Raw genomic sequence first — 14,202 nt, 5'->3', positions numbered from 1 at the left:
GTTTATGCTTCTCAAATTGCCCTTTACGGAGTGAATATGAATATTTTGGTGATTGGTTCTGGTGGCCGAGAGCATGCTTTAGCTTGGAAATTAGCGCAGTCAGAACGCTCCAGCAAAGTGTTTGTGGCGCCGGGTAATGCAGGCACGGCTTTGGAAAAAAATCTGACCAATGTGGCGATTACTGACATTGCAGAGCTTATTGAATTTGCAAAAGCGGAAAATATTCAGCTTACCGTGGTCGGCCCAGAAGCGCCGCTATCGCAAGGTGTTGTGGATGCATTTCGTTTAGCTGGCCTGAGAATTTTTGGCCCTACCCAAGCTGGCGCGCAGCTCGAATCATCAAAAGACTTCGCTAAAGCCTTTATGCAACGCCACGGCATTCCAACCGCGGATTATCAAACGTTCTCGGATGCGGCCGCAGCGCACGCCTACATCGACGCTAAAGGCGCACCGATTGTGATTAAGGCCGATGGTTTAGCTGCCGGTAAAGGTGTCGTTGTTGCAATGGATTTGGCTGAAGCTCACGCTGCGGTAGATGCCATGTTGTCAGACAATCAATTTGGTGATGCGGGAGCACGCGTCGTGATTGAAGAATTTCTCACTGGCGAAGAGGCGAGTTTTATTGTCATGGTCGATGGCAAAAACGTATTGGCGATGGCATCCAGCCAAGACCATAAACGCTTGCTGGATGGTGATCTGGGCCCGAATACCGGCGGCATGGGGGCGTACAGCCCGGCCCCTGTAGTTACGCCAGAAATCAATGCGCGCGCTATGCGCGAAGTGATTTTGCCAACCGTACAAGGTATGGCCAAAGACGGCATCGAATACACAGGCTTTTTGTACGCTGGTTTGATGGTGAGCCCAGATGGTTCGCTGAAAACTTTGGAATTTAACTGCCGCTTTGGCGACCCTGAAACTCAGCCGATTATGCTGCGTTTGAAATCCGATTTTGTCACGCTGCTCGAGCATGGCGTGAATGGCACGCTGGATCAAGTCGAGTGTGAATGGGATAGGCGCGTCGCGCTTGGTGTCGTAATGGCGGCAGCGAATTACCCAGAAACACCACGCAAAGGTGATGTGATTACGGGCTTGCCAGGTGAGTTGGACGACGGCCATGTATTCCACGCAGGCACTACGATGAATGAAGCGGGTGAGCCTGTGACCAGCGGTGGCCGCGTATTGTGCGTCACTGCATTTGGCGAAAACTATCAACTGGCGCAAAAACGTGCGTATGAAATCTTGGCCGATGTGAAATTCGATGGTGCGCAATATCGTACTGATATCGCATGGCGAGCGATTAATCGGAAATAAGCATCGATGTAATCAGAAAAGCGGCTTAGGTCGCTTTTTTTTCGCCTAAAGTTTGGATTTGTATGAAAAATCAAGTTATTAATCCAGATCAAACTGGGCTTAATTACGATTGATTTTCACTTTTGCAAAGCGGATGATTACCTTTTCTTAATGAAAATCAGTCTCGTTAACTATGAACCTAGCTCAGATTGCCCTTGGCCAAAGCGCTCGCGTATGCGCATTAAATATTCCTGCCGAATTAGCGCAGCGTCTTGCTGCATTGGGTTTACGCCTTGATTGTGAGGTCACCGTTTTACGGCGGGGTTGGCTGGGTGGCCCGCTGCAATTGCGTGTGGGCAATACCGAATTGATGTTGCGCCGTGATGCAGCAGAGGGGATTGAGGTATTACTAGTGAGCGATGCCATGTTGCAGACTTGCACCTTGGCTGAGGTTGCAGCATGAAGCGCGTTGCTCTGGTCGGTATGCCCAATACGGGAAAATCCACCTTATTTAATCGTTTAACGGGCGGCACCGCTCGCGTTGCCAATTGGCCTGGTTTGACGGTGGAATTGGCATCGAGCCGCATTTTACTCGGCGCTGAAATGGTGCAAATTTTTGACTTACCCGGCATTTATGATCTGACTGGCGGAGCAGAGGATGAGCAAGTTGCACAGCGATTTTTGGCGGAAGCCAAACTCGATGCGATTGTCTTGGTACTGAATGCCACTCAGCTCGATCGCCAGTTGGCCTTGGCATTGCAGCTCAAGGCGCTAGGCGCGCCCTTGTTAATTTGTCTGAACATGCAAGACGAAGCTCGCCGTGCCGCGATTACGGTTGATTGTGAACTGCTATCGCAAGAGTTGGGCTGTCCCGTGCAGCTCATTAGTGCCAAGTTGGGGCATGGCCTGCCTGAAGCGAAAACTCAGCTTAGTCGACTGCTCACTCAAGTTGCACGCGACATTAACTTGGCCATCGTGCCCGCAGCCGTAACGATGTATGCAGAGGAAAAGCGAATCTATACGGCGGCGGTTCACCAGCCGCCTATTCTGGGTGCCGATACCACAGCCAAAGTCGATCAGTTTGTCTTGCATCCTTGGTTAGGCTTGCCGCTGTTTATAGCAGTGATGTTGGGTTTGTTTCAGCTCACCTACGCGATTGGCACGCCCTTGCAAGACACGATGGAGATGGGCTTAACTTGGCTTAAAGAAACGGCATTGTTACCGCTGACTCAAGGTTTACCGAGCTTTTGGCAAGGGCTGATCATTAATGGCTTATTTGATGGCGTGACCACGGTACTGACCTTTGCGCCACTGATTTTTTTGTTTTTCTGCCTAATGTCGGTGATTGAAGACTCCGGCTACTTTGCTCGTGCGGCTTTTATGATGGACGGCATCATGAGCCGAATGGGTTTGGACGGTCGTGGTTTCGTGATGTTGATGATGGGTTTTGGCTGCAATGTGCCAGCGATTATGGGAACTCGCGTGATTCGTGACCATAAAGCGCGTTTGCTAACGATGCTGACGATTCCGTTTTCGCTGTGCTCGGCGCGTTTACAGATTTTCCTGTTTTTAAGCGGCGCGCTGTTTAGTCCTGCCAATGCGCCATGGGTCTTGTTGTCGCTGTATATCATCAGTATTTTGATTGCGATGGGAACGGCGGTGTTGTTCCGTTCGCATTTCAAATCGAATGAGCCATTTGCTTTGGAATTGCCGCCTTACCGTCTACCGCTGGTGAGCCATATCTGGCGGCGTGGTTGGGGCGAAGCGCGGGATTTCCTGCGTTTGGCGAGTACGATGATTGTGATTGGCGTGGTGCTGGTCTGGTTGTTGACTAATTTTCCAAATCCACAGCACAGCTATGCGCTGATGGTTTCCAACTTCTTTGAACCCGTTTTATCGCCTATCGGTATTGATTCAACCTTATCAATTGCCTTAATTTTTGGTTTTGTCGCCAAAGAAGTCGTTTTGGGGGCGCTGTCGGTGATTACCGGCCATGAAGGTACGGCGCTGGCAACTCAATTGGCACATACGCTCGATCCGGTTGCTGCGTATAGCTTTATGCTGTTTACGCTGACCTATATCCCTTGTGTATCGGTGATTGCGGCGATGAAAAAAGAGTCTAAATCGACTGCGTTTACCGCATTTTCATTGGTTTGGTCACTGGGCTTGGCATGGTCAATTTCGTTTGTATTCTATCAATCAGCACGTCTGCTGAATTTTTAATCGCCTTCTACTCCTTTAGTGTGGCGTGAAGTGGGTGTTTTCAGGGTAAAATGGCGAGTTTTGCATACCGCCATTTTTTCATGAACCTGCTCGTCTTAGGCCTTAACTACCAAACTGCTCCGCTAGCGGTACGGGAACGGCTGGCCTTTAATCCGGATGAGTTGTCGGCTTCTCTGGCTGATTTGGTCGCGATGAAGGGCGTGTTTGAAGCAGCGATTGTGTCTACCTGTAATCGAACCGAGCTGTACTGTCACGCCCGCGATATTGATCAAGTGATGTATTGGCTTGCAGCCAATAGAAAACAAAGCGTTGATAGCATTACCTCTCATGTTTATATCCATCAAGGCGAGGCCGCCGCGCGTCACGCCTATCGCGTGGTGTCGGGCTTGGATTCGATGGTGGTGGGCGAAACGCAAATCGTTGGTCAATTTAAAGACGCCGAACGCATCGCCCGCGACGCAGGCACGTTGGGTACTTTGCTCAATGGCGTATTTCAGCGCGCATTTTCAGTCGCCAAAGAAGTTCGTACGCAGACCAAAATTGGTGCGTCGTCGGTCTCGATGGCTGCCGCTGCAGTGCGCCTAGCCGAGCGAATTTTCCCGTCCATCGCGGATTGCAATGTGCTGTTTATCGGCGCGGGTGAAATGATTGAGCTCTGTGCGACGCATTTTGCCGCCCAAAATCCGAAGAAAATTGCAATTGCTAATCGCACGCTCGAGCGTGGCGAAGCCTTGGCGAAGAAATTTAATGGTGAGGCGATCTTATTGGGTGATTTGCCCAATCGAATGGCCGAATTTGACGTGGTCGTAACGTCAACTGCCGCCTCTTTGCCGATTGTCGGCAAAGGCATGGTCGAGCGCGCGCTGAAATCGCGCCGCCATCGGCCAATTTTTATGGTTGATTTGGCCGTGCCACGGGATGTGGAAAGCGAAGTCTCTGAACTCAATGACGTGTATTTATTTACCGTTGATGATTTAGCCGAAGTCGTGCGGCAAGGCGTGGAATCACGCTCATTGGAAGTAGAAAGCGCCGAGGCGATTATTAGCGAGCGCTTGCACGATTTTAATACTTGGTTAGCAGGCAGAGCGTTGGTGCCGACGATTCGCGATTTGCGTGATCATTCCGACCGAATTAGCCGCACTGAAGTGGCGCGCGCGCAAAAACGCCTCGCCGCGGGTGATGATCCAAGCCAAGTGCTCGAGCAAATGGCGCAGCAAATGCAGAATAAATTTCTGCACGCGCCGCTGGCCGCCCTAAATAGCGCCGCACCCGATGAACAAGAAAGCCTCGTTAATCTGGTACGCCGCTTGTACCGATTGCAAGATATAGATTGAAACGCATCAAAGTTTGAAATAGTTTGCACCTCGTGTGCATTAAAAATAAGCGTTGTTTGCTGTGCAAGTTGAATTGCCACAAACGCTTCACGGAATTGTTATGAAACCATCGATTCAAGCCAAGTTGTCGCAACTGGCCGACCGTTTAGAAGAAGTTAGCGCACTGCTGGCGAGTGAAGAAGCCACGCGCGATATGGATCAATATCGCAAACTCAATCGTGAATACAGCGAAATCACGCCGGTGGTTGAGTTGTGGCATGAGTTTAATCGCATTAACGCCAATTTGGCCGATGCTGAAGCGATGTTGTCTGATCCTGAAATGGCCGATTTGGCCGAAGAAGAAATCAAAGACGGCAAAGTGCGCTTGGAGCAACTCGATTACGATTTACAAACGGCGTTACTGCCGAAAGACCCGAACGACGAGCGCAATATTTTCCTCGAAATTCGCGCTGGAACCGGCGGCGACGAGGCCGCGCTGTTTGCTGCTGATTTATTTCGCATGTACAGCCGTTACGCCGAGCGTAATCGCTGGCAAGTCGAAGTGATGTCGGTCAATGAGTCGGAGCTGGGCGGTTATAAAGAGGTGATTGCGCGTATCGTGGGGCAGGGCGCGTATTCACGTCTGCGCTTTGAATCGGGCGCGCATCGCGTACAGCGCGTTCCGGCGACTGAAACGCAAGGGCGGATTCATACGTCGGCGTGTACCGTTGCGGTGATGGCCGAGGCTGATGAGCTTGAAGAAGTGAATATCAATCCAGCCGATTTGCGCATCGACACCTTCCGCGCCAGCGGTGCCGGTGGTCAGCATATTAATAAAACAGATTCAGCGGTGCGCGTCGTGCACATCCCAACCGGCATTATTGTTGAGTGCCAAGACGACCGCTCGCAGCATAAAAACAAAGCGCGTGCGCTCGCCGTGTTATCGGCGCGGATTAAAGACGCGCAAATGCAGGAAATCAATGCCAAAGAGGCCGCTGAGCGTAAGTCGCTAATCGGTTCGGGTGATCGCTCAGAGCGCATCCGTACCTACAATTACCCGCAAGGTCGCATGACTGATCACCGAATTAACCTCACGCTGTACAAGCTTGATTACATCATGGACGGCGATTTGACCGAATTAACGCAAGCTTTGATGAGCGAACGGCAGGCTGAATTGCTGGCGCAATTGAGTGATTAATGGGTATGTGTTGTTGCCCATTTTCTAGCAATGCTTGGGGGTATATACATGTATATTTTGGTGGCGTTTAGATTGTGTGTTGATCTCAATAAAAGTGAACTGTTTAAAACCTCGCTGCAATAGCTCCTTCCCCCTTGACGGGGGAAGGTTGGGATGGGGGTGTTGAGTTGGCACAGTACTCCGTAGTTTCACCCCCACCCTAGCCCTCCCCCGTCAAGGGGGAGGGAATGTCTAGTTCTTAATTTAAATGACTGGCTTTCACGGCCTTGGCGCAAAAATAATGAATGTTTTTTACGAAGAAGATGGCAGCTTTAAGGTTGCAACGATCCAAGACGAGCAACCGGCGAGTTTGCAAGTGGAAGACACGCGCGGCAAGCGCAGCAAAATCAAGGCCGCCAATGTTTTGCTGAAGTTCGATAAAGTCAGCTTGGATGATTTTTCAAAAGCCGCGCAAAGCGAAGCGGCTGAAATCGACGTCACCCTTTTATGGGAATGTTGCGGCGGCGATGAGTTGAGCTTTACTGCGATTGCGGCCGAATATTTCGGTAAAAACCCAAGCCTGATTCAACAAGCGGCAGCCGCTATCGCGCTGCACGCGGCACCAATGTATTTTTATCGTAAAGGTCGTGGCAACTACAAAGCCGCACCGGAAGAAAACCTGAAAGCTGCCTTGGCAGGGCAAGAGCGTAAACAGCGCGAAGCCGAGCAAATGGCGGCATGGCAGACCGAGCTGCAAGCAGGTATGTTGCCAGAAGCATTTAAGCCGTTGCTCGCCAAGTTAATACATCGTCCAGATAAGAATGGTTTGGAATACAAAGCTTTGGCGGCAGCTGCCGAAGCCGCGCAAACTTCGACTTTGCGTTTGCTCGATAAAGTCGGAGCCATTCCGAATATCGCGCAATATTTCCTCGATGGCTTTTTGGCAGAACAGTTCCCGAAAGGCCGAGGTTTTGCAGCATTTGAGCCTGTGACTGCGCCCGAAGATTTACCGATTGCCGATGTCAAAGCATTCTCGATTGATGATGCGACAACGACTGAAATCGACGATGCGTTTAGTCTGCAAAAATTGAAAAACGGCAACTGGCAAGTCGGCATTCACATTGCCGCGCCCGTGCTCGGCATTGCGCCGGGCTCTGCACTCGATCAAGTGGTGCTTGATCGCCTCTCGACGGTGTATTTCCCCGGCGACAAAATCACGATGCTGCCAGATGACGCGGTCGATGTGTTTACGCTGGAAGAAGGTGCGGCACGCCCTGCGGTGTCGATGTATTTGGAAGTGTCGCTCGGGTTTGATATTTTGAGCTATCGCTCAGTGATCGAGCGCGTTCCCGTCGTTGCCAACTTGCGTCATCACGATATCGAGCCGTATTTCAACGAAGAAACTGCAGGCCAAGATGTGCCGGATTACGCTTGGAAAGACGAGCTGAATTTCTTGTGGCATTTTGCTGGCGCGCTCGAAGGCCGCCGTGGCAAAGCCGATCAGCCGCAACAAACGCGAATGGATTACAACTTCTATATTGACCGCGACGAAGTTGATAGCGTTACCAGCGAGAAAGTCCGTATCGTGCCGCGCAAACGCGGTGCGCCGATGGATAAGCTCGTTGCCGAGTTGATGATTTTGGTGAATAGCCAATGGGGCAAAGAGCTGCGCGATGCCGATGTCGCCGGTATTTATCGCTCACAAGGCGGTGGCCGTGTTCGCCTGTCGACGCAAGCCACAGCTCATGCGGGCCTAGGTGTAGATTGCTATATGTGGTCGAGCTCGCCGCTACGCCGTGCGGTCGATTACATCAATCAGCAGCAACTCGTCGCTATGCTACGCAGTGAAAAGCCGCGCTATCAAAAAAATGACGCTGAATTATTTACGGCGATCTCGTCATTTGATGCCGCGTATGCCGCGTATGCTGATTTCCAAGATAAGATGGAGCGCTACTGGTGCTTGCGCTACATGGAGCAGGAAAACCTGAAAGACTTTAACGCGCAAGTGATTAAAGAAAACTTGGTGCGCATCGATGGTATGCCACTGGTGATGCGCGTGGGCGGCTTGCCAGAATTGCCAGCTGGAACTACGGTGGCATTGCAGCGTCTAAATATTGATTATCTCGATTTAACCGTAGAAATGCGTTTAGCTCGCATGTAATTGTGTAGGGCGGGTTGGCTTTATTAATCCGCGCTGATAGCCGTTCCTTATATGTGGAACTTAATTGGCGGGTTACGCCTTGGGCTAACCCGCCCTATATCTACATTAATTCTGAAGGAATAACGATGCAGCCTAACCGCCGCCTCAGTGATTTTTTACCGTTGAAGTTTGCCAATGGTAATCAAGTGAAACAGTTTTCCAAGCCCTGCGTGAAATGCGGCACGATGCTGGAAGCCAAGCAAATGGAAGGCGTAGCGCGCTTGGTCGAAGACCATATTGCGATTGCCGCTGAAGCCAAATGCCATAAATGTGGTGAAGTGTTTGGTGTGGCTTGCGTGATTAATCCAGAGAAACAAGTCAAACGCGTTGTCTTGCCGCGTTTGTTGTTTAATTGGTATTTACGCGTTCTGCCCGTGCAAAAAGGCGAAACAGCGCCGCAGGCGATGCTCAATCGCTCTGCCTTTGATGTGTTGCCCGAAGCACGTGATGCGGCAGAAGATGCCGCTGAAATCGCGCGCGTTAACGCCGCACGACAGCAAGTGAAGGCGCAGGATATTGTTCGTGCCGAAGAGGCAATTGGTCGTTTTCAAGACAAAGCGATTCCAGCGTGGCTCTTGCTTGATGGTAATCGCTTTGAGTTCGATCGGATTGCGCCCAATGCACAGGTGGGCGAAGGTGAGTATTTGCTCGACGGCTGTTTGATTTATCGCGCTAAAGCCTGAGGGCCTATTTTAAAATCGCTGTGCATCCAGTGATAGTGATTCGGGCGGCACTCGGAATCCTCAGTACAAAAGTACATTCCGGTTCCTGTGTTCCGGCCTCGCCGCTTTGATAGTCGCTCGCGGCTTTTAAAACAAGCGCTGATATTTATTGTTAACCCGCATTGGGTGATTGAATAAATCCATTTATAATCGCGCCATTATGAAATGCGCTCTAAGTTTGGCTTACTTACTTTAACTAAGCCGACTGCGCGGGAGAAAATTTATGCAACGCAATATGTTGAAATCTAAACTGCACCGTGTGACAGCCACCCATGCTGAGCTGCATTACGAAGGCTCGTGTGCGATTGATGAAAACCTGCTTGAAGCTGCCAATATCCGCGAATACGAAGCGATTGATATTTGGAATATCAACAACGGCGCGCGTTTTTCAACTTACGCCATTAAAGGTCAGCGTGGCTCAGGGATTATTTCGGTGAACGGCTCTGCTGCGCGCCATGCGCAAGTCGGCGATTTGCTGATTATTGCTACGTTTGCTGATTACAGCGATGAAGAGCTCGTTGATCACAAACCGTCGTTGATTTATGTCGATAGCAATAATCAAATGACGCACAGTAAAAACGCGATTCCAACGCAGGAACTTTAAGCCGATCTTCGTTGGCACGTGGCGATTTATGCTGCCACGTTGAGTCGATGAAAGCCTCAAACGATTGAGTTTGAGGCTTTTTTTATGCCCAAAAGTTGCTTGGATTTGATGTGAAATAGTTCACCCTGCACGGGAAACCCGCTCTGCAATGTATTGATTTGTCATGATTTATTTGCAATATTAGCGTCCGCTCATGGATTTAGTCGACGGTGCTGATGACTGCAGACGGTTCTTTTTCAGAAATAATTGCACAATTTTTACTCAAATCTGTAACGCACTTACGCCTGAGTTCATCTGCAACAAAAAGCCAATGTTTAATTGTTACTCAGCAGCCAGATCCCCTTTTGTGCTGCTTTGCTGCTAATTTGCCGTTGGCATAAAAATAATGAAAAACGGAGTAGAGACCCATGAAACAGATGTTGCGTATTGGTGTATTGGCTGCAGTTATTAGCCAAATTGCGCCAGTCCAAGCCGCCACCGCCAGTGAGTGGAGCAGTAGCAAAACGTATGAGACAGCCGGTACAGTGGTAAGTTACCAAGGTCAGCTGTACAGCAATAAATGGTGGACGATTAACGATAACCCTAGCCTTTCTGGGCAATGGGGCGTGTGGGTCAAAGTCAGCGGTGCGGTGAATACACCTATACCAACGAGTGCGGTGACGACAAAACCAAGCGCAGCACCAACGAATGCACCGACCGCAGCCCCTGTCGTCACTAGCGCACCAACGGCGACTAGTTGCAGCTCCGCCGCATGGAGCAGCAGCACCGCCTACACAACGGGCCAAAGCGTGAGCTATAAGGGTCGTACTTACAAAGCGCAGTGGTGGACGCGCGGCAATGTGCCAAGTGATAACGTCGGCGTGGGTCTGCCTTGGGGGGATTTAGGTGCATGCTCAACTACGGTGACACCAACGATTAAACCTACAGTTACAGCAACGGCGGCTCCAACCGCTCTGCCGACTGCTGCAGCAACTGTTAAACCAACAGCGACACCAGCTCCGACTGCTGTGCCTACCCTTAAACCAACGGCAACACCAGTGGCAAGCAATATTGTGCCGCCGCGCGCGCTGACTTTAGACCAGCCGGGTGATGTTGGCACTTTGCGTGCCGCGCAATTGCGCAGCTTTAACCATACGCCATTCCAGTCGACAGGTTACTGGGTACAACCAGGCGATACGCTAGTGGTGAATTATGTTTACACAGGCTTAGCACCGAATAAACAGCCAGAAATCTGGTTGCACAGTATTGATGATGACACTTGGAATTACGATACAGATCAGAAAATAAAACTCAATGTCGGCAGCAACACGATTGTGTCCAACGTGAAAGGCGCGGTGTATGTGGCGGCGTTTAATCAGCCTACCGGTGGTGAGCTGAAAGTTGAGATTTTATCGGGTGGCCGCGTGATGCCACGCTTTGTGCTGGGCCAGCATACGCCTGCGAACTGGCAAGCGATGCTCGCGGAATATGGCGATGCGCCGTACGGTGAATTAGTCGGTAATCGCATTATGCTGACCGCAACAATGGAAAAGGTTAAAAAACACGTTGATGATCCAGTGGCTTTGATGATGCTGTGGGATCAAATCGTCGGTTTGGCCAATGAGCAATATGGTTTGAACGCGGGTAATGCTTCACCACATATTCCAACGCCACATCGCTTCCACTATGTTGAATTGCCGCCGTACGATGGCTGGATGTACTCATGGCAATATCGCATGGCTTCGGCGTCCGCTGATGGCGCGATTCGTCCCGTGCTCAATAGCAAGACCTTGCGCGAAGGCGGTTGGGGCCCGTGGCATGAGTTGGGCCATCAGTATCAAATGAGCACATTTACGTGGACGGATCAAACTGAAGTGACGGTGAATCTGACTTCAGCCTATGTACAGCGCGCTTTGGGTCAGCCATCGCGTTATGAAGTCGAAGGCACTTGGACCAATACCTTTGCGTATTTGAAACAAAGCACGCGTGACTTCGCTGCGCAAAAAGACTTGTTCGTGCGTGCTACGATGTTCTGGCAGCTGGATTTAGCGTTTGGTCGTGATTTCTACGCCAAGCTCGGTGCGAACTATCGCAACTTGCCTGCGGCGCAGCGCCCAAGTGGCGACGATGCCGAAAAGCAAATGTTTATCGTCGAAACCAGCCGTGTTGCGGGCTACGATTTAACGCCGTTTTTTAATGCCTGGGGCATCCCAGTGACGGCTACAACGCAAACCAAATTGAACGGTATGGCGTTGAAAACGCTGACTGATCCAATTTGGCTCAATCGCGATAGTAATGTGGCTTATAAATTATACTGATAGGGGTATTTAGCTGTAGGCATTAATTATTAATGTCTGCGGTAGTATACATGTCTGATGCATTTGAATTGACGCTCCCGCTTGTTGAACAAGCTGGAGCGTTTTTATTGGTGCGCGTATGATGCGGCCATTCTGTTGGAGCCGTTTATGAACATCACCGCTGTTAAAGATTACCTGCTGACCTTGCAACAAAATATCGTTGCCACTTTGGAAAACCTTGATGGCGCGTGCTTTCGCACCGACAGCTGGGAGCGGCCAGAAGGTGGCGGTGGTATTAGTCGCTTGATTGAAGGCGGAGCACTGTTTGAGCGCGGTGGCGTGAATTTCTCGCATGTGATGGGCGCAACATTGCCGCCATCAGCCAGTGCGCATCGCCCCGAACTCGCGGGCCGCGCGTGGGAAGCCATGGGCGTGTCGCTGGTGCTGCATCCGCGTAACCCTTACATTCCCACCGTACACATGAATGTACGATTTTTTATCGCTAAGCCGCCCGAAGTAGAACTGGCAAAGAGTTCGGGAGCGAACCAAGGAGATGCTGACGAAGCCAACGCAGGTGCAGCCTCGCAATCACAGCCAGTTTTTTGGTTTGGTGGCGGGATGGACTTGACTCCCTATTATGGCCATCAGGAAGACGCGAAGCATTTCCACCAAAGCTGTGCCGATGCACTCGCGCCATTTGGTGATGATTTGTATCCGCGTTTTAAAGATTGGTGCGACAAATACTTTTTCCTCAAGCACCGCAATGAAGCACGCGGGATTGGTGGCATTTTCTTTGATGATTTTTCTGAACTGGGTTTTGATGGCAGCCTTGCGATGATGCAAGCGGTGGGTGATGCTTTTCTGGCTGCCTACGTGCCGATTGTAGAGCGCCGCAAAGACTGTGAATACGGTGCGCGTGAGCGTGATTGGCAAGCTTATCGCCGTGGTCGTTATGTGGAATTTAATTTGGTGTGGGATCGCGGTACGCTGTTTGGTTTGCAGTCTGGCGGGCGTACCGAATCGATTTTGATGTCGATGCCGCCGATGGCCAATTGGCGCTATGACTATCACCCCGAGGTGGGTAGCCCTGAGGCTGCTTTGTTGACTCAATTTCTGCCCATCAAGGCATGGCTTGATACATAGCCAGAAATTTATCTGTCGTTTTGAGGAGAAAAAGCATGCAAATCGTCTTGCGAGTCCTTTTACTGATGTGGGTTTCGATGAGTGCTGTGGCAGCTGACTTTACGTTTAACGGTGTTAAACCAGCGGTCATTATTGATGTACGAACTGCTGAGGAGTTTGCTGCGGGTCATCTTGAGGGGGCGGTGAATATCCCTTATGAGCAAATTGGCAAAGGGATACACACGGTCAAGTCGGCCAGCAAAAATAGCCCTATTTTGATTTACTGCCGTAGTGGACGCCGTTCGGCGATTGCTGTGAAAAGCCTTGAACAAATCGGCTTTCAGCGAGTTTATGATGGCGGCGGCATGACGGAGCTACAAAGTAAATTGCAGCGATGTTCTGCTAAAACTTGCTAACTTAATTCTTATTTAAATAAAGCTTAGTCAGTTCGTGCCATTAAGTGTTTTTGACTTCGGAAACGTTGCTTAGCGGCATACATTTCCTGATCTGCATGAGCCAATAGGGCATCTGGGTTTTCATAGGTATTGGGGGCAAAAGGTGCAATGCCAATACTAAATGAAATGCCATGTTCGGCGGTAAGGACTTGGACGCTTTGCTGCAATTGCTCGCAAATGACGGTTGGATTTTCTTCGCTTAATAATACGACAAATTCATCGCCGCCAAGCCGATAAGCAAGGCCACCACATTGCTTAAGTAGCCCTGCACATTCACGCAATACAAAATCGCCTCTATCGTGACCAAATTGATCGTTGACTTGTTTGAAGAGATTAACGTCGATATAGAGCAAAGTCCCCGATTGAGAGGGTAAAACGATTTCTAGCTGCTCAAATAGTGCACGTCGATTACCTAGCTCTGTGAGTTCATCCAAGTAAGCTTTTTGATAGAGTTTTTGTTCGAGTTTGTCGCGCTCAAGCATAACGCGAATAAAAGCCAGCCCAATAAACAAAATCCCAGCAGCAAAAAATAAATCATCTAGTGTATTAACGAGCTGTCCCTCAAAACTATCTGGGTTGAATATCCCATCGAGCCAATCTAAAACGCCAGCAATCAAATATAAACTCACGCCCAGTAAAAATGAGCGAAGTTCGCTGCGAAATCCTAAGTGAAACCATGCATAGCACAGCAGAAGACATGTGATCAGCAAACCAAAAAAGTCGTGTCCACCCGGGATCTGTACCCATGAAATAACGCCACGAATCCCAATTAAAATTCCGATCCAGAATATGGAGTGCCAGTACAACACGGTGATCTACT

The 14,202-nt window shown here is 50.1% G+C and carries 12 protein-coding genes; 11 read left to right on the top strand and 1 reads right to left on the bottom strand.

The annotated features are described in order from the left end of the window. Positions 1 to 36 precede the first annotated feature (36 nt). The 11 genes from purD to K4H28_RS12620 all read left to right on the top strand — a co-directional run bounded on the left by purD (position 37) and on the right by K4H28_RS12620 (position 13,343). Positions 37 to 1,311: a phosphoribosylamine--glycine ligase gene (purD, locus tag K4H28_RS12670; RefSeq protein WP_221005517.1), complete on the top strand. Its 1,275-nt coding sequence runs from the start codon at positions 37 to 39 to the stop codon at positions 1,309 to 1,311. A gap of 172 nt (positions 1,312 to 1,483) precedes the next feature. After that, positions 1,484 to 1,753 (top strand): FeoA family protein, encoded by a 270-nt coding sequence (locus tag K4H28_RS12665; protein ID WP_221005516.1) that lies wholly within the window; start codon positions 1,484 to 1,486, stop codon positions 1,751 to 1,753. Next, complete coding sequence (feoB, locus tag K4H28_RS12660; protein WP_221005515.1) at positions 1,750 to 3,513, top strand: ferrous iron transport protein B; 1,764 nt, start codon at positions 1,750 to 1,752, stop codon at positions 3,511 to 3,513. The genes K4H28_RS12665 and feoB overlap by 4 nt, the downstream gene beginning before the upstream one ends. Positions 3,514 to 3,593: 80 nt before the next feature. Beyond that, the gene (gene hemA, locus K4H28_RS12655) at positions 3,594 to 4,847 is read left to right on the top strand and encodes a glutamyl-tRNA reductase (protein WP_221005514.1); all 1,254 of its coding nucleotides are present in this window, start codon (positions 3,594 to 3,596) and stop codon (positions 4,845 to 4,847) included. A 100-nt stretch (positions 4,848 to 4,947) separates the two neighbouring features. Then, positions 4,948 to 6,024, top strand: coding sequence for a peptide chain release factor 1 (gene prfA / locus K4H28_RS12650; RefSeq protein WP_221005513.1), 1,077 nt, complete (start codon positions 4,948 to 4,950; stop codon positions 6,022 to 6,024). 280 nt (positions 6,025 to 6,304) lie between these two features. Continuing rightward, a complete protein-coding gene (locus tag K4H28_RS12645; protein ID WP_221005512.1) occupies positions 6,305 to 8,164 on the top strand; it encodes a ribonuclease catalytic domain-containing protein in 1,860 nt (619 codons plus the stop codon). Between the two features lie 125 nt (positions 8,165 to 8,289). Continuing rightward, positions 8,290 to 8,886 (top strand): hypothetical protein, encoded by a 597-nt coding sequence (locus tag K4H28_RS12640; RefSeq protein ID WP_221005511.1) that lies wholly within the window; start codon positions 8,290 to 8,292, stop codon positions 8,884 to 8,886. 262 nt (positions 8,887 to 9,148) lie between these two features. Continuing rightward, positions 9,149 to 9,529 (top strand): aspartate 1-decarboxylase, encoded by a 381-nt coding sequence (panD, locus tag K4H28_RS12635; RefSeq protein ID WP_221005510.1) that lies wholly within the window; start codon positions 9,149 to 9,151, stop codon positions 9,527 to 9,529. A 407-nt stretch (positions 9,530 to 9,936) separates the two neighbouring features. Further along, entirely contained in the window at positions 9,937 to 11,826 is a 1,890-nt protein-coding gene (locus K4H28_RS12630; protein ID WP_221005509.1) for a M60 family metallopeptidase, read from the top strand. A 147-nt stretch (positions 11,827 to 11,973) separates the two neighbouring features. Next, complete coding sequence (hemF, locus tag K4H28_RS12625; RefSeq protein WP_221005508.1) at positions 11,974 to 12,948, top strand: oxygen-dependent coproporphyrinogen-III oxidase; 975 nt, start codon at positions 11,974 to 11,976, stop codon at positions 12,946 to 12,948. A 35-nt stretch (positions 12,949 to 12,983) separates the two neighbouring features. Beyond that, a complete protein-coding gene (locus K4H28_RS12620) occupies positions 12,984 to 13,343 on the top strand; it encodes a rhodanese-like domain-containing protein (RefSeq protein ID WP_221005507.1) in 360 nt (119 codons plus the stop codon). A gap of 23 nt (positions 13,344 to 13,366) precedes the next feature. Here the strand turns inward: K4H28_RS12620 and K4H28_RS12615 are convergent, their stop codons facing one another. Next, positions 13,367 to 14,191: a GGDEF domain-containing protein gene (locus tag K4H28_RS12615; protein ID WP_221005506.1), complete on the bottom strand. Its 825-nt coding sequence runs from the start codon at positions 14,189 to 14,191 to the stop codon at positions 13,367 to 13,369. Positions 14,192 to 14,202 lie beyond the last annotated feature (11 nt).

Origin of the sequence: Deefgea tanakiae (genome assembly GCF_019665765.1) — a bacterium.
GTDB lineage: Bacteria > Pseudomonadota > Gammaproteobacteria > Burkholderiales > Chitinibacteraceae > Deefgea > Deefgea tanakiae.
Note: the sequence above shows the minus strand (reverse complement) of the source record. Positions and strands in the feature narration are given on the sequence as shown.